General features: G+C 33.7%; 13 protein-coding genes. 10 read left to right on the top strand and 3 right to left on the bottom strand.

The genetic code is table 11. From position 1 onward, the window contains the following. Nucleotides 1–1884, bottom strand: a complete 1884-nt coding sequence (gene htpG, locus H600_RS0105005) for a molecular chaperone HtpG (protein ID WP_026727767.1) — start codon at nucleotides 1882–1884, stop codon at nucleotides 1–3. A 205-nt stretch (nucleotides 1885–2089) separates the two neighbouring features. Between htpG and H600_RS0105000 the strand changes: the two genes are divergently transcribed. From H600_RS0105000 to H600_RS0104990, 3 genes are all read left to right on the top strand, one after another. After that, nucleotides 2090–2599: a lipocalin family protein gene (locus tag H600_RS0105000; RefSeq protein WP_026727766.1), complete on the top strand. Its 510-nt coding sequence runs from the start codon at nucleotides 2090–2092 to the stop codon at nucleotides 2597–2599. A gap of 17 nt (nucleotides 2600–2616) precedes the next feature. Next, nucleotides 2617–3312: a YiaD family glycine zipper/OmpA-like lipoprotein gene (locus H600_RS0104995; protein WP_026727765.1), complete on the top strand. Its 696-nt coding sequence runs from the start codon at nucleotides 2617–2619 to the stop codon at nucleotides 3310–3312. 106 nt (nucleotides 3313–3418) lie between these two features. After that, complete coding sequence (locus H600_RS0104990; protein WP_026727764.1) at nucleotides 3419–4369, top strand: ABC transporter ATP-binding protein; 951 nt, start codon at nucleotides 3419–3421, stop codon at nucleotides 4367–4369. Nucleotides 4370–4471: 102 nt separating this feature from the next. On the opposite strand, the gene H600_RS0104985 is transcribed toward H600_RS0104990, so the two are convergent. Further along, on the bottom strand, nucleotides 4472–6883 hold the full coding sequence (locus tag H600_RS0104985) for a S9 family peptidase (protein WP_026727763.1): 2412 nt from the start codon (nucleotides 6881–6883) through the stop codon (nucleotides 4472–4474). A gap of 264 nt (nucleotides 6884–7147) precedes the next feature. Between H600_RS0104985 and H600_RS0104980 the strand changes: the two genes are divergently transcribed. Further along, entirely contained in the window at nucleotides 7148–8155 is a 1008-nt protein-coding gene (locus H600_RS0104980) for a 3-oxoacyl-ACP synthase III family protein (RefSeq protein ID WP_026727762.1), read from the top strand. A 144-nt stretch (nucleotides 8156–8299) separates the two neighbouring features. Continuing rightward, nucleotides 8300–8971, top strand: a complete 672-nt coding sequence (locus tag H600_RS0104975) for a copper homeostasis protein CutC (protein ID WP_026727761.1) — start codon at nucleotides 8300–8302, stop codon at nucleotides 8969–8971. Nucleotides 8972–9056: 85 nt separating this feature from the next. On the opposite strand, the gene H600_RS0104970 is transcribed toward H600_RS0104975, so the two are convergent. Further along, on the bottom strand, nucleotides 9057–11468 hold the full coding sequence (locus H600_RS0104970; protein ID WP_026727760.1) for a TonB-dependent receptor: 2412 nt from the start codon (nucleotides 11466–11468) through the stop codon (nucleotides 9057–9059). A gap of 321 nt (nucleotides 11469–11789) precedes the next feature. On the opposite strand from H600_RS0104970, the gene argS reads away from it, so the two are divergent. The 5 genes from argS (at nucleotide 11790) to H600_RS0104945 (ending at nucleotide 23780) form a co-directional block, all read left to right on the top strand. Continuing rightward, a complete protein-coding gene (gene argS, locus H600_RS0104965) occupies nucleotides 11790–13568 on the top strand; it encodes an arginine--tRNA ligase (protein WP_026727759.1) in 1779 nt (592 codons plus the stop codon). A 528-nt stretch (nucleotides 13569–14096) separates the two neighbouring features. After that, entirely contained in the window at nucleotides 14097–17300 is a 3204-nt protein-coding gene (locus tag H600_RS0104960) for a SusC/RagA family TonB-linked outer membrane protein (RefSeq protein ID WP_026727758.1), read from the top strand. A gap of 9 nt (nucleotides 17301–17309) precedes the next feature. Continuing rightward, the gene (locus H600_RS0104955; protein WP_026727757.1) at nucleotides 17310–18812 is read left to right on the top strand and encodes a SusD/RagB family nutrient-binding outer membrane lipoprotein; all 1503 of its coding nucleotides are present in this window, start codon (nucleotides 17310–17312) and stop codon (nucleotides 18810–18812) included. Nucleotides 18813–19138: 326 nt separating this feature from the next. Next, the gene (locus H600_RS0104950; protein WP_026727756.1) at nucleotides 19139–22303 is read left to right on the top strand and encodes a SusC/RagA family TonB-linked outer membrane protein; all 3165 of its coding nucleotides are present in this window, start codon (nucleotides 19139–19141) and stop codon (nucleotides 22301–22303) included. 16 nt (nucleotides 22304–22319) lie between these two features. Next, complete coding sequence (locus H600_RS0104945; protein WP_026727755.1) at nucleotides 22320–23780, top strand: SusD/RagB family nutrient-binding outer membrane lipoprotein; 1461 nt, start codon at nucleotides 22320–22322, stop codon at nucleotides 23778–23780. Nucleotides 23781–23788: the final 8 nt, after the last annotated feature.

Raw genomic sequence — 23788 nt, 5'->3', positions numbered from 1 at the left:
TTATTTAATCATCTCAAAGCTTCTTTTTACAAAAGCAGTTAAAGCTTCACCTTTTAATAGGTTTTGCGATAATTTGGCTAAATCTAAAGCCTGTTTTACCAAGTGTTCTTGATGCGTTTTGTCTTCAGTATTTAAAATGCTTGAAGCCAAATCGGAGTTTGTGTTTACAACCAAATTATACATTTCCGGCATATTGCCCATCCCGAACATTCCACCGCCGCCAGTTTGGCTCATTTCTTTCATTCTTCGCATAAATTCCGGTTGTGTAATAATGAATGGCGCTGCTTGAGAATCCATAGCTTCTAATTGTACACTATATGCTTTTGGAATATAAGCTTCTAATGAAGTTTTTAAAGTTGCTTTTTCTTCATCAGATAATTTAGAAATTGTATTTTCATCTTTTTTGATCAAATTATCAATGTGATCTGAGTCAACACGCACAAAAGTTACATCTCTATTGTCATTTTCAATTTTCTGAATTAAGTGCGAAATAATCGGAGAATCTAAAAGCAATACTTCGTAACCTTTTTCTTTCGCTGCTTCAATATAAGAGTGTTGTGCATCTTTGTTTCCAGCATACAGCACTACAAGTTTACCATCTTTATCAGTTTGGTTTTCTTTTAGTTTTTCTTTTAATTCTTCTAAAGTGAAATATTTGTCATCTACAGTTGGATACAAAACAAAAGCGCCTGCTTTTTCGTAGAATTTGTCTTCAGAAAGCATTCCGTATTCTAGTACAATTTTAATGTCGTTCCATTTTGCTTCAAAATCAGCACGGTTTTCATTAAATAATGCTTTCAATTTATCAGCAACCTTACGAGTAATGTAGTTTGAAATTTTCTTAACTGCACCGTCCGCTTGTAAGCCAGAACGAGAAACGTTCAGCGGAATGTCTGGTGAATCTATTACACCTTTTAGCATAGTTAAAAATTCAGGTACAATTCCTTCTACGTTGTCAGTAACGTAAACTTGGTTTTGGTACAACTGAATTTTATCTTTTTGGATTTGCATATCTGTACCCAATTTCGGGAAATACAAAATTCCAGTCAAGTTGAAAGGGTAATCTACATTTAAATGAATGTTGAATAAAGGCTCTTCAAATTGCATTGGATACAATTCTCTATAGAAGTTTTTGTAATCTTCATCAGATAATTCAGAAGGTTGTTTTGTCCAGGCTGGGTTTGGATTATTGATGATATTGTCAACTTCAATAGTTTCGTTAACGTAATCTTCCGGAGCATCTTCTGGTTTAGGAAGCGTTTCTGTTCTTGTTCCAAATTTAATTGGAATAGGCATAAACTTGTTGTACTTATTCAACAATCCACTGATTTTAGAATCATCTAAGAATTCTAAAGAATCTTCAGCGATATGAAGAATAATTTCAGTTCCGCGTGAAGTTTTGTCAGCCGGCTCTAAAGTGAATTCAGGGCTTCCGTCGCAAGTCCAGTGTGCAGCTGGTTCGTCTTTGTATGATTTTGTAATGATTTCTACTTTTTCAGCAACCATAAATGCAGAATAGAAACCAAGACCAAAGTGACCAATAATTCCAGAATCTTTTGCAGAATCTTTGTATTTGTCTAAGAATTCTTCAGCTCCTGAAAAAGCTACTTGGTTGATGTATTTTTCAACTTCATCAGCCGTCATACCTAAACCTTGGTCGATAATGTGGATTTTTTTTCCGTCTTTATCTACCTTGATTTCGATAATCGGATTTCCATATTCAACTTTAGCTTCGCCAATGCTGATAAGGTGTTTTAACTTTAAAGTAGCGTCAGTTCCGTTTGAAACCAGCTCACGCAAAAAGATTTCATGATCGCTGTATAAGAACTTTTTGATTAAGGGAAAGATGTTTTCTACTGAAACATTAATTTTACCTGTTGTCATATTTTTTTAATTTTTGAGTTTTAATGTAATGATTTTCATTTATTCAAATAGAATACCAATTGTTTTTTGGGTGACAAAATGTCGGAAGTGTTAATTCTGAAAGAAAATAAATAGATTTTGGAAGAGAAAATATCTCAACGAATCGTATATTTGTGGTACAATAATTGTTAAAAAGCAAAATATTAATCCATAAAAAATTGTAAAAATGAAGAAGAGTATTTTTATATGCTTGGTTGCCGTGATGTTTTTTGCGTGTAAATCGGCTTCGTCAACAACTGCTTCAACAGAAGCACAGTCTCCAACACTTTCTACAAAACTTGACAAATCAACTCAGGTTGCACTTAAAGGAAATTGGGTATTAACCAATGTATCTTATCCAGGTTCTGATTACATTAAGGTAAATTCATTTGATCTTGCCGATTCAAAATGTTTTATTGGTAGTACATGGAGTTTTATTTCTAATAACAATAAAGGAAATATGGCTTTAACCTCTCCAAGTTGTACTGCATTTTCTTCACCAATTGTATGGAGTATCAACAATCAAGGTATGTTTATTTTAAAAATTCTTGATGCAGGAGAAAAAGCTAAGAAAGTTAGAGACGGTTATTTACTTAAAGTTGCCGGAGTAACTGAAAGTTCATTTCAATTAATCGACAATATTAATGTTGGTGGTCAGACAAAAGATGTTGTGTACCAATTTCAAAGAGCTAATTAATATAAAAATATATACAGATGAGAAAGATAAAAGTTTTAGGGTTGAGTAGTTTACTTGTATTAAGTAGTTTTTTTACAAGCTGCGAGTCAGTCCAAAATGCAAATAATACACAAAAAGGAGCCGGAATTGGTGCAGTTGCCGGTGGTGTTATTGGTGGTATTTTAGGAAACAACTTAGGCAAAGGAGGTAATGCTGCGTTAGGAGCTGCAATTGGAGCTGCTGTAGGTGGAGGAACTGGAGCCCTTATTGGAAACAAAATGGATAAGCAAGCTCGTGAAATCGATCAAGCTCTTCCTGGTGCAGATGTTGAAAGAGTAGGTGAAGGAATTCACTTGACTTTGAACGAAAATGCTGTTCGTTTTGATACTAACAAATCAACTTTGACTGCTCAAGCAAAAGCAAATTTGGACAAATTGGTTCCTGTGTTTAACGACTACGGAGATACTAATATTGAAATTTTTGGTTATACTGACAATACTGGTAAGCCAGATTACAACTTGACACTTTCAGGGCAAAGAGCGGCTTCTGTTCAAGCTTATTTGGTTTCAAAAGGATTAAAAGCAAGCCGTTTCAAAACTTCAGGTTTAGGAATTGCTGATCCTATTGCAACAAATGATACTCCAGAAGGAAGAAGCCAAAACCGTCGTGTTGAGTTTGCAATTACTGCAAATGACAAAATGGTAAATGATGCTAAAGCCGAAGCTGGAAAATAGTTTTCAAAGGCAATAAAATTTATTAAAAGCTGTTTCTTAATTGAAGCAGCTTTTTTTTTGACTTTAGAAATTAAACATTGTAAATTTGAACTCTCAAATTCAACTCATGCTCGATATTCAAAATATTTCTTTTTCGTACACTGATAAACCTGTTATAAAGAACGTTTCTTTTACCGTAAACAAAGGTGAAAATATCGCTATTATTGGCGAAAGCGGTTGTGGGAAAAGTACGTTGCTTAAGCTAATCTATGGTTTGTATGATTTAGATGAAGGAAAAATCTTTTACAATGAAAAACCAGTTTTAGGTCCAAAGTATAATTTGATTCCAGGTATGCCTTATATGAAGTACTTGGCTCAGGATTTTGATCTGTCTCCGTATGAAACTGTTGCGGAAAATGTTGGAAAATTCTTGTCGAATGGATTTGCCAATATGAAAAAACTGCGCGTTCAGGAATTGCTAGAAATGGTAGAAATGGAGCAGTTCTCACATGTAAAAGCTAAGTTTTTGAGTGGAGGACAACAGCAAAGGGTTGCGCTGGTGAGAGTTTTGGCGCTTGAGCCAGAAGTGATTTTGCTAGACGAACCTTTTAGCCAAATCGATGCTTTTAGAAAAAATGCTTTGCGCAGAAATTTATTTCGATATTTAAAGCAAAAAGGAATCACTTGTATTATCGCAACGCACGACAGTACTGATGCATTGTCATTTGCAGATGAGGCTATTGTAATGCGAAATGGCGAATTGATTACAAAAGGTAATCCAACAAAAATTTATGAAGATCCCCAAACTAAATATGTAGCGTCACTATTTGGTGAAGTAAATGAGGTGGCAACGCATTTGTTGTTGGATTATGAAGATGAAAGCCATAAAACATTGGTTTATCCACACCAATTTAAAATGGTTGCCGAATCAAAACTTCCGGTAAAAATCAGAAGAACTTATTTTAGGGGAAATCACTTTTTGATTGAAACGGTTTTCAAGAGACAATTGATCTTTTTTGAAAGCGAAATTGATTTGCCTCTTGAACAGGAAATTTTCTTAGGATTGAATTATTTATAATTAGAGAATGTGCCAATTAGATAATTTCTGATGCTATAAAAAAAGAAAACCCGATAGTTTCATATCTGTCGGGTTTTCTTTTTCTAGCTTTTAAAGAGAAAATTAGTTTTTCAAATACTTTTCTAAAAACTGATCTTGTTCCCAAAGCAAGTGAAGAATGTTTTCTTTAGCAACATAACTGTGTGCTTCTTTTGGTAAAATTACCATTCTGGCATTAGCGCCTAAACCTTTTAATGCTTGGAAATAACGTTCTGTTTGTAAAGTGAAAGTTCCAGGATTATTATCGGCTTCACCGTGAACCAATAAAATTGGAGTTTTCATTTTGTCGGCATTCATAAAAGGCGACATTGTGTTGTAAACTTGCGGGACTTCCCAATAGTTGCGTTGCTCAGTTTGGAATCCAAACGGAGTCAAAGTTCTGTTGTAAGCACCGCTTCGAGCAATTCCGCAAGCAAAAAGATTCGAATGTGTTAATAAATTAGCAGTCATAAAAGCTCCATATGAGTGTCCGCCAACAGCCACTTTTTTACGATTGATATATCCTAAGGCGTCAACGGCATCAATTGCAGCTTCGGCATTATCAACTAATTGTGAAATGAAATTGTCATTTGGTTCTGTTGTCCCTTCTCCAATAATTGGGAAAGCAGCGTCATCTAAAACAGCATATCCTTTGGTTACCCAGTAAACAAACGATCCATAATAAGGAACGGTGAATTCATTTGAGTTTTGAGTCACTTGCCCAGCGCTGTTTTTGTCTTTGTATTCTGCAGGATAGGCCCAAATTAGCAAAGGCAATTTTTCTTTTTTTACTTTATCGTAACCAGCTGGCAAATATAAAGTTCCAGAAAGTTCAACGCCATCTTTACGTTTGTATTTTATCACTTCTTTGCTTACGTTTTTAATGCTTTCAAAAGGGTTTTTAAAAGCTGTAATAGGAGTTAGGCTATTTTGTTTTTTGATATTCCTAAAATAGTAATTCGGATATTCGCTTTTTGACTGGATTTGAACCAAAACCTTTCCAGATTTAAAATCCTCAATTTCTAACAAATCTTCTTTTTTGTCTTTATAAGTAGAAGTGTAAACACGTTTTGATTTTAATGTTTTTAAATTGAATTCATCGATGAATGGGAATTGACCATTTTTAGTGTAACCATCTCCAATACGGAAAGCATTGTCGCTTTCAATGGCTAAAACATATTTGTTGTATTCGTTTTTCTTGGTTTCAAAATTTCCTGGATCAGAATAAACATCTTGTGCATTTCTGTCTGTGATCAATTTTGGCTGTTCGCTTGGATTTGACGGATTAATCAAATAGGTTTTTGTATTACGCGTATCGTACCATTCGTCAGAAATAACAGCAACATTATCATTCCCCCATATAATATCGCTAAAACGTTGAGGTGTTTTTGCTAATGAAGTTGGATTGCTTGTAAAAGGCGCTTCCCAAAGGAAAATTTCATCTCTAAATTCTACTTTGTTTGCTGGGTCTCCTTCGTCTAATGCTGTTACGTATGTTAAAGTAGCAGGTTTGTCATTTCTCCAAGCCATTTCACGTTTTCCTTTTCTAACGGCCATAAAACCTTTAGGGATTATTTCGTTCAACGGTACTTCGTTTACAGTTTTGATTTCTTTTCCTCTTGCATCATAAACGATCGTTCTTGATGGGAATCTGTAAAGCGGAACTACATATGAAAATGGTTTCTGAATGGTAGTCAACATAATGTAATTCCCATCTGGCGAAATTCTTTCTCCAAAATACATTGCCGCATCTTTAAATAAAACAGCATCACCGTTAAGTTTAACTTTGTATAATTCAGAAGTTACGATGTTCTCAAAATTAATTTCGTCGTTTTTGTTTTTCAGCATATCTGGATACGTTCTGTTTTGAGATTTTTCTCCAGAAGTATTTGAGATGATTGGCCCAGTTGGCAAATCTTTTTTAGCATCCAGTAAGGGTTGTCTGTTTTTTGGAAGCATTTTTACCAGAATAGTTTCATTGTCTAAAAACCAACTAAACGGACTTCCAAGATTTGCATTTAAAGTAGCTTCAGTTAGTTTTGTAGCGTTGGCAGTGGCAACATCAATAACCCAAAGCTCAACACCAGTTGCGGTGGTGTGTGAAAACAATATTTTTTTATCGTTTGGCGACCAAAGAATATTGCTTATTTTAGGATTGGCAGGAAGGCCAGTAACCTGAATTTCGGCAGTACTGTTTATTTTGCGAATTTTTAAGTTGTTTAAATATGTTGCTGTACTTGAAATGTTGGTAATAGGGTTGATTCTTAAGCCTCCTAAACGAAGTTCTTCTTGATTTAAATCGTCTAATGTTTTGTATGTGCTTCTGTACATCAACAACATATATTCTTTTTTAGTATCCATTGATACTGTGGGAGCGCGCTCGTAATCGGCTAAATCTAAAATAGATTTTGATGGTTTTTGGTACGTTAAGTTCTCTTGGGCAAAAGCAATAAAACCAATGTTTAGAAATAAGAGTAGGGTAACCTTTAATTTCATAATTTGAATTTTAGGGGTTTAAAAAATGGTATTCATAATGTTTGACTAAAGTACTTCAATCTTGTTACAATTTAAAGTATAATTTCAATACTTTTCATCATTTTTAACAAAAGACTGATTTTTTTCAAAAGAAAAAGTTTTAATGAACTTTAGAATTAAAGTTTATTAAATTGCCAATAACGAAAAAAATAGTAATTTGGGTGCTTATGTTTTAAACTATACGTAAATTTGCAATCCAATTTTTTAACAAACAATAAAAAGAATATGTATCATTCAAAAATAGCAGGCTTAGGATATTATGTTCCTTCAAATGTTGTGACAAACGATGATTTGTCTAGGATTATGGATACCAATGACGAATGGATTCAGGAAAGAACCGGAATTCAGGAACGCAGACATATTATTCGTGGGGAAGACACCACAACTTCAATGGGAGTAAAAGCAGCTAAAATTGCAATAGAACGTTCTGGCGTTGCCAAAGAAGATATTGATTTTGTAGTTTTTGCTACATTAAGTCCTGATTACTATTTTCCAGGACCCGGAGTTTTGGTTCAAAGAGATTTAGGATTAAGAACTGTTGGAGCTTTAGATGTAAGAAATCAATGTTCAGGTTTTGTTTACGCTATTTCTGTGGCAGATCAATATATTAAAACTGGAATGTATAAAAACATTTTGGTTATTGGTTCTGAAGTTCACTCTACAGGATTAGACATGACAACACGCGGGCGTGGTGTTTCGGTAATTTTTGGAGATGGAGCAGGAGCAGCTGTTTTGAGCCGTGAAGAAGATTTGACAAAAGGGATTTTGTCAACACACTTGCATTCAGAAGGACAGCACGCTGAAGAATTGGCCTTGCAAGCACCAGGGATGGGCGCTCGCTGGGTAACAGATATTATTGCTGATAACGACCCGAACGACGAAAGTTATTATCCTTATATGAATGGGCAATTTGTATTTAAAAATGCTGTTGTTCGTTTTGCCGAAGTAATCAACGAAGGTTTAGAAGCAAACGGTCTGCAGGTTTCAGATATTGATATGTTGATTCCGCATCAAGCGAATTTGAGAATCTCACAGTTCATCCAGAATAAATTCAAATTATCTGATGATCAGGTGCATAATAATATTCAGAAATACGGAAATACTACTGCAGCATCTATTCCAATTGCTTTGACTGAAGCTTGGGAACAAGGAAAAATTAAATCTGGAGATACAGTTGTTTTAGCGGCCTTTGGAAGTGGATTCACTTGGGCAAGTGCTATTATTAAATGGTAAAATAATCATCTTACATTATATTTTAAACCTGCTTCATTTTGGAGCAGGTTTTTTTATAATTTTGTTTGTGTCATTGCACACTTAGACCTAACAGGTTTTTAAAACCTGTTAGGTCTCCTTTGGAGAAAAATTATTTAAATCATAATGAAAAAAAATCAATTAGAAATAGCGTGTTTTAATTATGAGTCAGCTTTGATCGCTCAGGAAAGTGGTGCTGACAGAATTGAATTATGCGAAAATATGGAATTGGGAGGAACAACGCCGAATTCTATTTTAGTGGTTAAAGTCCGTGAAAGCATAAAAATAAAAATGCATGTCATTATAAGGCCTCGTGGAGGTAATTTTGTTTACACCGACGAAGAATTGACCGAAATGAAACAAGACATAAAACAGTATAAAAAGCTTGGTGTTGATGGTTTTGTTTTCGGAATTTTAAAAGAAAACGGAAAAGTCAATAAAAAACAAAATAAGGAATTAGTACATTTAGCGCATCCGCTTTCTTGCACTTTTCATCGAGCTTTTGATGTTGTAGATTCTATCGAAAAAGGCCTTGAAGATGTAATTGAATGTGGTTTCAAAACCATTCTCACTTCGGGACGTGGTAGTAATGTTGAAGAAGGGATTTTCGATTTAGAGCATATTCAGAAATTAGCCAAAGATAGAATCGAAATTATGCCGGGCGGCGGATTAAGATCTTCTAATATTAAATTACTGCAAGATAAACTGTCTCCGACGTTTTATCACTCATCAGCAATAACAGATAATTCTGAAATTGCAAACCCAGAGGAAATCAAAGAATTGCGGAATTTTTTATAACCTAAAGTAAAAATGCCTGGAGTTGGCATAACTCCAGGCTTTTCTTTTCTACATGAACTATTAAAATCTACTAATCAAAGTGGGATTAAAACATTCCGCCACCACCTTTATTAGTGTTATCTTCTCTTTGTTTACGTTGTAGGTTTTTGATTTTTCCTCCTCCAAAGTTGTACGTCAAACCTAAATAAACTGTTCTGCTTTCCCAGGAAAACTCACCTGTTTGTGGGTAAGGATAAATTCCATCAAAAGCATATTTCATTGTCTTGAAAACGTCGTTGAAACGTACGCTAATATTCATTTTGTTGTCTAACAATGTATAGCGTGAACCAATATCCATTTTGTACATTTCGTGTCTGTTTTGTTGAATATCTTCAACAGGGCCTCTGTAAAAACCAAATAATAAAAAGCTTAAACGTTTTGTTGGTTTAAAGTTAGAGTTCATACGTCCATTGAATGCTGTTGTTGTAACACTGCGTTCAAGAGGCGAACTTGTATTTGTTATTGGGTCATATTTAAAAACAACACCTTGTTGTTTAATGCTTGAAAAGTCAATAGATGGTTGAATATCCCACCATTTAGTGATCTTGTAATTAAATGAAAGATCAAAACCATACGCACTATTATGATCAAAATTGGTATAACTTAAAATCTGTTTTTGTGCAGGATTACTTGGATCTGGACTTAAAGTTCTGCCTATTTGATCGTTAATGCTTCTTACGAAAACTCCAGCAGTTATACTTCCTTTTTCAAGAGTTTTAGTGTAATTTACTTCAACAGAGTTTGTAAACTGAGGTCTTAATTCAGGATTTCCATATGAAGTTACTAAAGGTGTAGAAAATTCACGAATTGGTTTTGTTTGCTCAATACTTGGACGGTCAACACGACGGCTATAGCTTAACTGTAATACATTTTTCTCATTCAGATTATAAGTCAAATAAGCTGATGGATACAACGTAATATAATCATCATTAAATTTGTCCTTGCCATGATTTAAATTTGCTTCTACTTTATAGCTCTCAAAACGAGTTCCTAATTGGTAGCTGAATTTTTTGAATTTTTGGCCAAAAGTCACATACGCTGAATAGATGTCAGTATCGTAAGTATAGTTTGAAACTCTTTCGTCAACAGGAACTAATGGATTTCCAGTATTGTAATCATTATTTGTTCTTGTAATTCTGGCTTCAGCACCAGCTTCAAGCGTAGTTTTGTCGTTTAACGGATTTACATAATCAACGTTTAATGTGCTTAATTTTCTTTGATCACCAATTTGATCGCTATAAACTACATTGTTTGAAGTGTTATCAGGACTTGTTGTTGTAGTGTTAAAGCTTGCATTTTGATCTACTTTAGTATCGCTATAGTTTCCTTCAAAATCTAAAGTATGCCCTTCTTTAAAAATATGTTTGTATGCTAAATTATAAGTTCCCGTTTTGCTTGGACCTTTATAATGTGAATCTTGGTAAATATTAAAAATATTTGGATCAGCGTTATTGTAATCAATATTAGTAATTACATTTCCATTTCCGGTAGATTTGTTTTGATTCGTATAGAATGACAAAGTATTTTTGTCGTCAATCAAATAATCCATTCCAAGTTTGTACAAGTAATTGTCATTTTCGTTTGAAATTTTCAAATTTTGCTCAATATCCTGATCTAGTCTTTGAATTCTTCCTTTGTTATAATAAGTACCAAAGTTTTGTCCTCCGTTTCCAAAGAAATTTACTTTTCCGGTTTTATAGTTCAAATCTAAAGACTGATTGTATTTTGCAGTTTCTCCAAAAGTAATACCACCACTGTAGCTTCCATTAAAGCCAGTATTTGCATTTTTGTGCAAAACGATGTTGATGATTCCAGACATTCCTTCTGGATTATATTTAGCACTTGGATTTGTAATCAGCTCAATTTTTTTGATAGAAGTTGAAGGAATTTGTTTCAATAATTGAGCAGGATCAATATTAGATGGGCGTCCATCAATCAATACACGAACATTGTCATTTCCGCGAAGCGAAAGTTTTCCATCCTGATCTACGTTTACTGATGGAATGTTGCTCATAATATCAGATGCAGAAGCACCAGCTGTCGTCAAATCTTTACCAACATTAATTACCTTACGGTCAATTTTTTGTTCGATAGTTGAGCGTTCAGCCACAATATTTACACCTTTCAATTGTGTTGCTTCTTCTTCAAGAGAAACATTTACTGTAGCAGTCTTTCTGTTCTCGCTTAAAATTAATGAACCAACATATTTTTTGAAACCAATATATTGAATTTCGATAGTGTAGCTTTTTAATGCTAAATTTTTGATTGTAAAATCTCCATTGTCATCTGTATTAACGCCAGAAACTACTTTTCCGTTTTCTTTGATAGAAACAGTTGCATAAGAAATTGGTGCGTTATTCGATTTCTCGATAATTTTTCCCGAGACTGTCCCGGAATTCTGGGCCTGTGCTGTTGTAATTAAACTAAACAATGCGAACAGAAAAATTTTTAATTTCATAGTAAATAATTGATTATTTGATTTGATTGATGATGATTGTTTTTTTGTTTTTGTTAGATTTTTTTTGCTTTAAATAAAATTCAAAGTCACTATTAAGACTCTTTTACATTTAATATGTTACAAGAAAAAGTGAAATTTTTTTTAGTTTAATGTGTGACTTGTTGTTTTGTAGGAGATTAGCGTTTTATTTTTTTGATAATTTTAACATTCTTATGAAACGCTTTTTTAAGAAATTCTAAACGTTTTGTTCGATTTTATATGTTTTTCATTTTCTGTAATTGATGAATAAGCTGTATCTTTGCTCACTTTAAAATAAGTTACATGTCATTATCACAAATTCTTACACCTTCTATACAAAAAGCAATACAGGCATTATTTGATGTTTCAGTTGATAAAATCGAATTTCAAACAACAAGAAAAGAGTTTGAAGGCGATATTACAATGGTCATTTTTCCATTGCTGAAAGTCATCAAAAGCAATCCTGCCGAATTAGGAAATAAAATTGGAAACTATCTGGTTGAAAATGTTTCTGAAGTGGCGCGCTTTAATGTAGTGTCAGGTTTCTTGAATATTGTAATTTCAGATAGCTATTATGTGAATTTCTTTAACGGAATTAGAGACCAAAAACAATTTGGATTTGTTGCTCCAAACCCAGCTGAGAAAGCGGTTATGGTAGAATATTCTTCTCCAAATACAAATAAGCCTTTGCACTTAGGGCACGTTCGCAACAATTTGTTAGGATATTCTGTTGCCGAGATTTTAAAAGCTTCTGGTAAAAAAGTGTACAAAACGCAAATCATCAACGACCGTGGAATCCATATTTGCAAATCAATGTTGGCTTGGGAAAAATTTGGAAATGGAGAAACTCCTGAAACTTCTGGTTTGAAAGGCGATAAATTAGTTGGAAAATATTATGTTGAGTTTGATAAGGCTTACAAAACAGAAATCAATCAATTAATAGAAACAGGAAAAACGGAAGAAGAAGCTAAAAAGCAAGCGCCAATTATTATTGAAGCACAAGATATGCTTAAAAAGTGGGAAGCTGGCGATGAAAAAGTGATTGCTCTTTGGAAAAAAATGAACGAATGGGTTTATGAAGGTTTCGCAACAACTTACACAAATCTTGGAGTTAACTTCGATAAATATTACTATGAAAGCAATACTTATTTATTAGGTAAAGATGTTGTACAAGTAGGTTTAGATAAAGGTGTTTTTGAAAAAGATCCAGACGGTTCAGTTTGGATTGATTTGACAGATGAAGGTCTTGATCGTAAAATTGTTTTGCGTTCTGACGGAACCGCAGTTTACATGACACAGGATATTGGAACTGCAATTCAGCGTGTAAAAGATATGCCAGATGTGGGCGGAATGGTTTATACGGTTGGAAACGAGCAAGATTATCATTTTAAAGTGTTGTTCTTAATCTTGAAAAAACTTGGTTTTGACTGGGCTTCAAGTTTATACCATTTATCATACGGAATGGTTGATTTGCCATCTGGAAAAATGAAAAGCCGTGAAGGAACTGTTGTAGATGCCGATGATTTGATGCAGGATATGACAGATACAGCCAAACAAATTTCAGAAGATTTAGGAAAATTAGACAGTTATTCAGCTGACGAAAAAGCGAAGTTGTACAAAACAATTGGTCTTGGTGCTTTAAAATATTACATTTTAAAAGTAGATCCTAAAAAACGTATTTTGTTCAATCCAGAAGAATCTGTTGATTTTGCTGGAAATACTGGTCCGTTTATTCAATATACTTATGCGCGAATTCAGTCAATAATCCGTAAAGCTGATTTTGATTTTTCTGCAAAAACAATAATTGAAGAGCTTCATGAAAAAGAAAAAGAATTGGTTAAACAAATCGAACTTTTTCCGGAAGTAATTCAGAATGCAGCTCAAAATCACAGTCCAGCTTTGATTGCAAATTATACTTATGATTTGGTAAAGGAATATAATTCATTCTATCAATCTGTTCATATTTTAGGTGAAGTTGATTTGACTAAAAAGATTTTCAGAGTACAGCTTTCGCAAAAAGTAGCCGAAGTTATAAAATCGGCATTTTTGTTATTAGGAATTGAGGTTCCCGAGAGAATGTAGTCTTATAGATATTATAAAATTAGAAAAGCCAATAGTTTTTAAACTATTGGCTTTTTTTATTGTTTTTTTGGCTTAAAGAGTATTTTTTGTAATCTAATTCCTGCATATATTTGCTTCAGTAAAAATATTAAATCTTTATAAAAAAAACTCTTAGTCATTTTTATCTATTTTGAATTAGTACGCTTTTAGTATAAATTATTAAGAGAATTAAACCGTCTAGACATGATTTAGGCGGTTTTTTGGTTTTTATGAAGTTCACTTATCTTATCATTGGTTTTTTAAAATCTTAAAAAGACATGTCCTTTTTTAATTTTTTTGTTTTGTTTTTAAACCTCTTTAATTCTTACAAATCCTTTTGATATTTCAATCAAATATAAATTTTAATTAAGTAAATTCTTAAAATAACTTATATTTCAAAGTAATTTGTAGTATTATATTTATATTTAATATTGTTAAATAAAATAAAATTCTTGTTAAAATTATTTTAATTTTATAAGTTGCACTCCAATTCAAATAAAAATATAACAAATGGAACAAAAATTTAAAAGATTGATTGTGCTGTTTTTTATTCTAATGATGCAATTATCATTTGCTCAGGAAAAAAAAATTACAGGAACAGTTAGGGATAATGCTGGAATACCTTTGCCAGGAGTAAGCATTTTAGTTAAAGGCACAAAATTGGGAACGCAAACTGATTTTGACGGAAAGTATGTGATTAAAGCGTCGCCAAATCAAACTTTGGTATTTACTTACATCGGAATGAGAACACAAGAAATCGCAGCAAGTTCTTCAGTCATTAATGTAAAATTAACTGATTCTTCTGTCGAACTTGAAGGTGTAGTTGTAACTACTGCAATGGGAGTTAAGAGAGATAAAAAATCATTAGGTTATGCAACACAGCAAATTTCAGGGAAAGATTTGGATGGAGGTGCTGGAAATACGAATGTTTCTAATCTTTTGTCTGGAAAAGCGGCTGGAGTTGAAGTTTCAAGAAATACAAATTTTGGAGGCTCGACAAATGTTGTGATTCGTGGAAATAAATCTCTTACAGGAAATAACCAAGCGCTTTGGGTAATTGATGGCGTACCAATAGATAATACTAATAATAATACGACTACTCAGACAAGTGGTCGTGGGGGCTATGATTATGGGAACAGTGTATCTGATATAAATCAAGAAGATATTGAGAGTATTAACATCCTTAAAGGTGCCGCAGCAACAGCTCTATATGGTTCGAGAGCAGCAAACGGAGTTGTAATGGTAACTACCAAAAAAGGGAAAAAAGAAGATAAAAAGGTTGGTTTTACTTTTTCGAGCAATTTTACAGTTGGAACGGTTGATAAATCTACATTTCCCAAGTATCAGGATAAATATGGTTCAGGATATGGAATTGGAAGTTCATTTTTGGATCCAGGCAGCAAAATTCCTACCGTAGATACCTCTAACGATGCTTCGTATGGTGATGCATTTACAAGACAACCTGTATATCAATGGGATGCTTTTACTCCTTATTCAAAAAATTACAATACAGCTACGCCTTGGCAAGCTGCTAAAAATGGCCCCATTACTTTTTTCAAAACAGCACAAACGACTACAAATAGTTTGTCTCTTGAAAAAGCTACTGAAAAATCAAGTCTTTCATTGTCTTATGTAAATACGCTTCAATCTGGAATTTTGCCAAATAGTGAATTGAAAAAGAATCAGTTAAGTGCTAGGTTTAGCCAGAATATCACAGATAAACTGACAGCGAATGCGTATGCTGCGGTGACTTTGCAAAACACTATTGGTAGAAACTCGACAGGATACAATGATAATATTCTAGGTAATTTTAGACAATGGTGGCAAACTAATACTGACTTAAAAGAACTGCAAAATGTTTACAATGCTTCGGGAGGCAAAAACATTACGTGGAACTGGGCTGACCCTACTTCCCCTGAAGGATTAGTGCCAGCTTATTGGGATAATCCGTATTTTACCCGTTACCAAAATTATTCTTCAGATAGTAGAACACGCTTGTTTAGTTATGCATCTCTTAATTATAAAATTACAGATTGGTTAAGTGCACTAGGACGCGTGTCATTAGATACTTATAAAGAACTTCAAGAAGAAAGGAGAGCTGTTGGATCTATTGCATCTGGTTTTGGATTGTCTCCAGTTGATGAAAATTCTGGTTATCAAAGAAATGACAATAATTTTCAAGAAATTAATTATGATTTCATGTTGAATTTTAATAAAAAATTCGGGGGAGATATTAGTTTGACAGGAATATTGGGAGCAAATCTAAGAAGAGATGACAAAGAGAGTGTTCTTTCATCAACAATTGGAGGTTTAGTTACTCCAGGGATATATGCATTATCAAATTCGAGATATGCTTTGCCTTTTCCACAAGAAGCAAAATACACAAAACAAGTAAACGGAATTTACGCTCAAGCATCTCTAGGATATAAAGATACTTACTTTTTAGATGCTTCTGTAAGACGTGATGTGTCTTCGACGCTTCCAGATGGAAATAATTCATACGTATACCCAGCTGTTTCAGGATCTGTTTTGTTTTCAAATTTGATGAAACAAGAATGGCTGGATTTGGGAAAATTTAGAATCAATTATGCTGAAGTAGGGAATGATGCAGATGCTTTGCAGCTTAGAAACACTTATGTAAGAAGTTCTAATTTTGATAATCAATCGATGTACACTTTACCAAATATCAATAAAAACCCAAATCTAAAACCAGAAAGAACCAAATCTGTTGAGGTAGGACTTGAAACTAGCATGTTTAATAGACGTTTAGGATTTGACGTTACTTATTACAAAACAAATTCTGTAGATCAAATTGTTTCTGCTGCAGTTTCTTCTGTATCTGGTTATACGAATGCAATAGTAAATGGGGGAAATATTGAGAACAAAGGTTTGGAAATTCAAATTACGGGAACACCTGTAAAAACGAAAGATTTTAGCTGGGATGTTACGGTAAATTGGTCTAATAACAGAAGTAAAGTTGTTTCATTACCAGGCGGTATTGAAAACTTGCAGCTAGCTAGTTTTCAAGGCGGTGTTACAACTAATGCTACTCTTAACGAAGCATATGGAAGTATAAAAGGAACCGATTATGTTTACACCAATGGCCAACCAACGGTAGATCAAACAACAGGTAAGTATATGATTACCACAACATCAGATAAGACGATAGGAAATGTTACTCCAGATTGGATTGGAGGATTACGAAATCGACTTACTTATAAAAATGTTTCATTTAGTTTTTTAATTGATACTCAAAAAGGAGGAGATATTTTTTCGTTAGATATGTATTACGGCCTAGCTACTGGATTGTATAAAGAAACTGCTGTGGGAGACATTCGCGAAAAAGGTGTTTTAAATTCAGGAGTTGCTCCTGATGGTTCACCAAATAAAGTAATGTCACAAAATCCAGGAACCTATTCTAATAATTATGGTTATTTAGCAGAGCCTGCAAAGGCTTTTGTGTACGATGCATCTTATGTAAAATTAAGAGAGGTTTCAATTTCATATAATTTTCCTAAAAGTATGTTTGAAGGAACTTTTGTCGATTCGGCAACCTTTAGTTTGTTGGGTTCTAATTTATGGATCATAAGCAAACATTTGCCTTATGCTGATCCTGAAAGCGGATTGTCTTCTGGGAATAATTCTAGAGGATATTCCGTTGGTTCATTGCCAACAACAAGAGATATAGGGTTCAATTTAACATTTAAATTTTAAAACAATATCATGAGAAAAATAGTTTATTTTTTAAGTGTTTTGGCACTTACAAGTTCATGTAGTGACTTAACCGACTTAAATGTGGATGAAAAAAATCCCCCAGAGGTTCCTGCGTCTTCGCTTTTTACTAGCGCACAAAAAGGTATTGCTGAGCAAATTGTAAATACTAGCGTTAACAAAAATATATTTAGACTTGTAAATCAACAATGGACAGAAACTACATATATTGATGAATCTGTTTATCAATGGACAACAAGGAATATTTCAGGTAACCATTGGAATGCTTATTTTGCGGGTACGACTACCAATGACGGATCTTTGTATGACTTGGTAATGGCGAAATCATTTATAGAAAAAGAAGTGATTTTAAATTCTGATCCTGAGTTTGAAGCAAAGACTGCTACTAGAAAAAATCAGCTTGCTTTAATTGATATTTTAACAGTTTACTCCTATCAAATTTTGGTTGATACTTTTGGTGATATTCCATATTCAGAAGCTTTTAAAGGTTCTGGGAATTATCTTCCAAAATATGATAAAGCAGTTGATATTTATAAAGATTTGATTGTTCGAATCGATAACAATATTAAAAACATTCAAATTGGACATTCTGCTTTTGGAAGTGCCGATGTTATTTACAGGGATAATATGGCTTCTTGGATCAAATTTGCAAATAGTGTTAAATTGAAACTAGGAATAAATCTCAAAGCTTCTGGTTTGGAAAATGCCATTGCTGATGCTGCGATTCTTTCGGCTTCAAAAAATGTGTTTTCGTCAAATGTTGATAATGCGAAAATATCGTATGAAACAAATGTCCCTAATACTAATCCGCTTTATGTTGATTTGGTTTTTGGAGGAAGACATGATTTCGTGCCTGCTAAGCCATTTGTGGATGCATTGGTGGCTAAAAATGATCCTAGAACAAAGGTGTACTTTGCACAAAACTTACAAGATGAAAACGGAAACCCTTTGCCATATAAAGGAGGTGTTATTGGAGTTAAAAATAGCTTTGGAAAATTCACTCATATAAATGATAAGATTCAAGCACCAGATTTTAAAGGAACCTATTTGGATTATGCTGAAGTAGAATTTTTACTTGCTGAAGCTGCTGAAAGAGGAGTTGCTATTGCTGGAAGTGCGGATTCACATTATAATAATGCAATTAAAGCATCAATGGAGGATTGGGGTGTACCTGAGACAGAAGTCAATACCTATTTATTGCAACCATCAGTAGCTTATGCTACGGCAGCAGGAACATGGCGACAAAAAATTGGTGAGCAAGCATGGTATGCAATGTTCAATAGAGGCTTTGAAGGCTGGACTTTTACAAGACGATTAAATTTCCCAGCGCTTGTTCCTCCATCAAATGCTGATGCTGCCGCAAACGGACAAATTCCGTCCAGAATGGCTTATCCAATTAGAGAGCAGACTTTGAACGCTACAAATTATAACGCTGCTGCAAATGCTATTGGTGGTGATAAATTGTCTACAAAATTATTTTGGGATAAAGATTAGATACTAGTATTTATTGATTAATATTTATAGAGGCCGCTTGAATCAATTTCAGGCGGTTTTTGTTTTAATAATCGTTGTTTTTTGTAAAAATAAATCTGGTTTGTTATTTTTTTCAAATAACCAATTATTTAAGTTAATTCTTACTTTTTAATTATGATTTAGTAAAATATTTAGTAAAGCCATTGCTTTATTTAACATAAAAAAGTAATATTCAAGATTTATTTTGTAGTATAAATATTAAAAAAGCAATACAAATTGATTGTTAATTCTTGTTAAAATTGTTTTAAATTTTTAAGTTGCACCCAAATAACTCAAAAAATAAAATAATGAAACAAAAAATTACGGGATTAGCGGTACTGTTTTTTATTCTTGTTTTTCAATTAACATTTGGACAAGAAAAAAAAATCACTGGTACTGTTTCTGACAAGGGAGGTATGCCTTTGCCAGGTGTTAGCGTTATGGTAAAAGGAACGCAATCTGGAACACAAACTGATATTGATGGAAAATATACGCTGAAAGCGTCACTCAATCAAACTTTAGTTTTTACTTACATTGGAATGAAAACACATGAAATGCCAGCAAATTCTAGTGTAATTAATGTAAAAATGGCTGATGCTGCAGCTCAAGAGCTTGAGAGTGTTGTAGTAACAGCTCTTGGGATTAAGAAAGAGAAGAAAGCATTAGGATATGCAACTCAGGAAGTTAAAGCGACTGAATTAACAAAAGGAAACAATAATAGTTTAGCTGGTGCTCTTCAAGGTAAATTAGCTGGTGTGCAAATAACACCTTCTAGTGGTGCTCCTGGAGCTTCTTCTCAAATTGTGATCCGTGGTGCTCGTTCTTTCACGGGAAACAATACTCCTTTGTATGTAATTGATGGTATGCCAGTGGCATCACAAGCTGATTATAGTACTGGAAATAGTGTAAGTGGATCTGATAGTGCAAACAGAGCCGTTGATATTGATCCAAATGATATTGAATCTATCAACATTCTAAAGGGACAGGCTGCTTCAGCAATATATGGACTTCGAGCTTCAAATGGAGTAATAGTAATTACTACAAAAAGTGGTAGAGGTGCTTCTAAAAGTGGAAAACCTACTATAAATTTCAATAGCTCTGTTACTGCAGACAATATCTCTAGAAAGATTGACTTTCAGAATGAATATGCACAAGGAACTAAAGGGATTTATGATCCGACAAATTCATTGTCTTGGGGGCCTAAAATTTCTGAATTACCAAATGATACAAAATATGGCGGGAATGTTGCCAACTCTTTGAATGGTATGGATGCGACAGCTCATGCAGGTAAATATTACGTGCCACAAAGAGCAACAGCTGGTTTAGATCCGTGGGTAACTCCTAGTGTTTACGATAATTTTGGTGATTTCTTTAAAACAGGAATTACTGTTAACAATTCTTTTAATATAACACAGGCAACTGATAAAAGTAATTATGCGTTTTCTTTAGGCTCATCAAATCAGGACGGTTTTGTACCTGCAACGGGTATGGATCGTTATAATGCAAAAGCATCATTTAATACAAAATTAGGGGATGAATGGAAAACGGGATTCGTAGGGACCTATATTAACACTAAAATTCAAAAAGCGACTGGCGCAAATGATTCATCTGTTGCAGGTGCATTTGCAAGTCCAATAAGCTATGATTTAAAAGGAAACGGGTTCGAAAACCCTAGTGATCCATACAAGCAAATTTACTACAGGTCAACAGGATTTAACAATCCCTATTGGGCAGCTAAACACAATATATTTGATGAACAAACGGATCGTTTTTACGGAAATAGTTACATTGAATTTGCTCCAAAAATTTCAACAGACAATCAACATAAAATTACATTTCGCTATCAGCTTGGAGCAGATACCTATACTACTAATTATAGAAACATCGAAGAATACGGTAATAAACAAACTACGGCGGGCCATTTATATATTTATGGGATTTCATCAAGAACAATTAATTCATTATTCACTGCGAATTATGAATATAAAATTTCACAAGACTTAAATTTAACAGCTTTGGTTGGTAATGAAATTAATGACAGGTACGAAAAAGAATATGATATGATTGGAAATAATCTCAATTTCGGTGGCTGGGCTAATTTAGCTAATACACAGCAAACTGTTGCTACGGATGAGATCAATAAAAATAGAACTTTTGGTCTATTTGGAAATGTAAACTTTTCATATAAAAACTTTATTTATTTAGGCGGTACAATACGAAATGATATTGTATCATCTATGCCAAGAAACAATCGTTCATTTGTTTATCCTTCCGTATCATTGAGTTTAGTTTTAACTGAATTAGAAGCTTTGAAAGGAAACTCAATATTATCGTTTGCTAAACTTAGAGGGTCTTGGGCAGAGGTAGGTCAAGCAGGAAATTATAAAGCTAATTATTATTCAGTACCTACTTATGGAGGCGGTTTCTGGGGAACTGCTCCTATAAGTTATCCTATTGGTGGGGTAAATTCATACACGCCAAATAATGTAATGTATGATCCAAACTTGAAACCCCAAAATACAAGATCTTATGAATTAGGTGGAGAATTTCGATTTTTTAATGATCGTGTTAGTATAGATTATACCTACGCTAGACAAAATGTTATAGATCAAATTTTTTCAGTGCCTTTAGCAGGTTCAACAGGAGCCTCATCCTTAATGATGAATGGAGGGAAGATTCATACTAATAGCCATGAATTGATTGTAAGTGTAATTCCAGTTAGAACTACCGATTTTGATTGGACAATCACTGCAAACTACGCACAAATCGACAACTTTGTAGATGAATTAAAGGAAGGTGTGCCAAATATCTTCTTAGGTGGGTTTGTTACTCCTCAAATTAGAGCTAGTGTAGGGGAACGTTTTCCGATTATCTACGGAACTTCTTTTAAAAGAGACGCTAAAGGAAACATTCTTGTTGATAGTAATGGACTCGCTATTGCCGGTGAAACTAAATCACTTGGTGAGGTGGCTCCAAAATTCAACTTAGGAGGAACAACTTCTTTTAGATACAAAAAAATAACTCTGGCAGCTACTTTTGACTGGAAAAACGGAGGAAAAATGTACAGTGGAACAAATACATTGTTAGATACTTACGGATTAAGTGCTAAAACTGGAAATCGTGATGAACTAATGGTTCAGCAAGGTGTAACAGCAACTGGTGAGGTTAATACAAAAGCCGCAACTAAAGAAGCTACTTATACGGTGTATTCGAATATTGCAGAAACTGCTATATATGATGCTTCTTTCGTAAAATTAAGAGAACTTTCTTTAGGATATACGTTGCCAAAATTTTCAGCAGGATTCGATATCCGTCTTTCGGCATTCGCGAGAAATGTTTTATTATGGGCTAAAATACCAAATTTAGATCCAGAATCGTCGCAAGGAAATAATAATATGGCTGGAGGTTTTGAAAGATTATCCATTCCGCAAACAACTAGTATTGGAGTGGGAATGAATCTAACAATCAATTAATATAATTCAAAAAATCATGAAAAAATATAAAGTTATATTACTTTTAGTTGTCGCATTAATTTCATTAAATTCTTGTTCTGAGGATAAAATGGATGATATCAACAAAAATGTAAATAATCCGACGGACGTGCCAACTCGTTTTGCAATCACTGACGCGATGACAAGTACTGCATTTAGTAATACGGGTTCTGATTTATCTTTCTATACCGGTATTTATGTAGAATTAAATGCTGGTGCTGCTCCAGGTCAAATGTACAACGCTGAAACAAGAAATGGCGAACCTATAAGTCAGACAACTTATAACAACTCTTGGAACAGCCAATATCAGACAATGTACAACTTAAAATTGATAATCGAGAAATGTACAAATGGTCAAGAAAAAGGCAACTATACTACATTGGGGATTGCACAAATCTTGTATGCTTATAATTTAGCTTTATTAACAGATATGTATGGAGATGTTCCTTTTTCTGAGGCTTTTCAGCCGGGTGTTATTTTTCAGCCTAAATTGGATCGTCAGGAAGATCTTTACAAAATTGTTTTTTCAACTTTGGAAGATGCAATCACCAATTTAGGAAAAACGTCAACCTATGCAGTTTTAGGAAATCAAGATTTAATATATAAAGGTGATAAAGTAAAATGGATAAAAGCTGCTAATGGTTTATTAGCGCGTTATACGTTGCGTCTATCTTTTAGAAATCCAGATTACGCAAAGGTTTTGACTTATGTAAGCAAATCTTTTACAAGTAAAAGTGACGAATTTAAAATGAAAAACGAGGGTATTCCAAATCCGTATTATCAATTAGACAATGCCAGAGGCTATTTGTTTGCAAGTAAAAGTTTATTTGACAAATTAAATGCTAGAGCAAATGATCCACGTACAACCGGTTATTTTCAAAAAATTCAAAAATCAACTGGAGCGCCTTTTACCTACGAATTTTTCTTAAATGGTGTGAGTCCGCAAAGTCAAAATTATTCGTATTCGGCATTAATAAATAAAAGTAATCCAATATTTATGTTAAGTTACCATGAACTTTTATTTATCAAGGCTGAAGCGGAAGCAAGAAATTCAGCAACATTTACAAGTGTAGCTAGTTTAACTGCAGCAGTAAATGCAGCTTTTAACAAAGACGAAGCTATTAATTTTTCGACTACAAATGCAACGAGTTATGTTGCAGGATTGGGTATTACGAGCAACGCTGATTTATTAAAAGAAATAGCTGTGCAAAAATATCTATCATTCTACGAAAATGAATGTGTTGAAGCATATAATGATTATAGACGATTATTAGCAATGTATGGGTCAGCAACGGCAAATCCAATTCAATTAGCAAACCCACTTAACATAGATAAGTTTCCACTAAGATTAACTTATGGAAACTCTGATGTATCTGCAAATAATAATGTGAAAACAGCATTTGGTGACGGAACATATGTCTATTCTGAGAAAGTTTGGTGGGCAGGAGGTACTAGATAACAGGTGTT

Source organism: Flavobacterium denitrificans DSM 15936, from assembly GCF_000425445.1.
Lineage (GTDB): Bacteria > Bacteroidota > Bacteroidia > Flavobacteriales > Flavobacteriaceae > Flavobacterium > Flavobacterium denitrificans.
The sequence above is the reverse complement of the archived record's forward strand: the minus strand, read 5'-3'. Positions and strand labels throughout refer to the sequence as shown.